A 1,057-nucleotide genomic window follows, 5' to 3' on the forward strand; every position below is an offset into this window, starting at 1 on the left:
TATAAAACTAGCTGCAATAACTGCAGTAATTTGAATATAGGCCATTTTCTTGCTAGATTCTTCTATGCTGTCTATATCTGTTACACTGCAGATAGTATCTGAATCTATTTTATCGCAAATAGATAATTTTTCTTTGCCCATTTCATTAGTATAAAAAAATGCCTCGCCTGGTTTTGCTTTACTAAAAGCTTTAGCAACAATAGCAACATTTTTATTATCTTTGCCAAAATAGTTTTCATCGGTTGAAGCAAATGCAAACAATGCTTTATCAAAAACAAAAGATGAGCCTGGTAAATGTTTTAATCTATCTTCTAATTTCTTCACAGAAACATCGATAGCTAAAACCCCTATAAACTTACCATTTTTAGTTAAAGATATAGAATAGGTAAAAGTAGGAAGCCCTGTTGCTATATCTGTATAAATATCAGTTACATTCCAACCAGTTTTCTTTCTAGCTGCTATATAAAATTCTCTTGTAGTTGCATCATAATTTTGCTCTTTTCCATAAATTAAATAATTTACTCCTTTGGCATCGCTGTCTTTGTTACTTAAAACTAATTCCCCATCAGGTTTTGCCAAATAAATAGCTTGATAATCGCCTATATCTTTTGCAGCTTTTAACTGAATTCCAACATCTTCTATTAATGTTTCTTCGTTGGCTAAAATTTCATATGGATGGTGTAAAATACTTTGGGCAAATCTTTCTAATGCACTTGAAGAGTTGTTGTAAAAATTTTGTGTTAAATTTTTTGCAGAAATAAGTTTATCTTGTTCTGCTTTTATAACTTCTTTAAACAGAGAGTCTTTTACAAAAACAAAAGTTATAATGCCTAAAATAAGTAGACAAAATATAGCAATAAAATTTGCTATGAGTGAGATTTTTATTTTCGCACTTTTCATTGGTTTTCCTTTTTATGTAAATTTGTAGTTATTTTTTGAAAGTGAAAAAATTATCTCATAGCAGTATAAATTTAAAAAAACAATATATTAATAAAAAATTATCTATATAAATAATATTGGATAAATATAAATTTTATTAAAACACAATATAAAAAAC

At 27.2% G+C, this 1,057-nt stretch carries 1 protein-coding gene; it reads right to left on the reverse strand.

The annotated features are described in order from the left end of the window. Positions 1–900, reverse strand: a 900-nt coding sequence (locus L8X27_RS07945) for a PDC sensor domain-containing protein (protein WP_207921009.1), incomplete at its 3' end; no start/stop codon positions are given. Positions 901–1,057: the final 157 nt, after the last annotated feature.

This window comes from Campylobacter sp. CNRCH_2015_1657, from assembly GCF_025772685.1.
Taxonomy (GTDB): domain Bacteria; phylum Campylobacterota; class Campylobacteria; order Campylobacterales; family Campylobacteraceae; genus Campylobacter_D; species Campylobacter_D lari_D.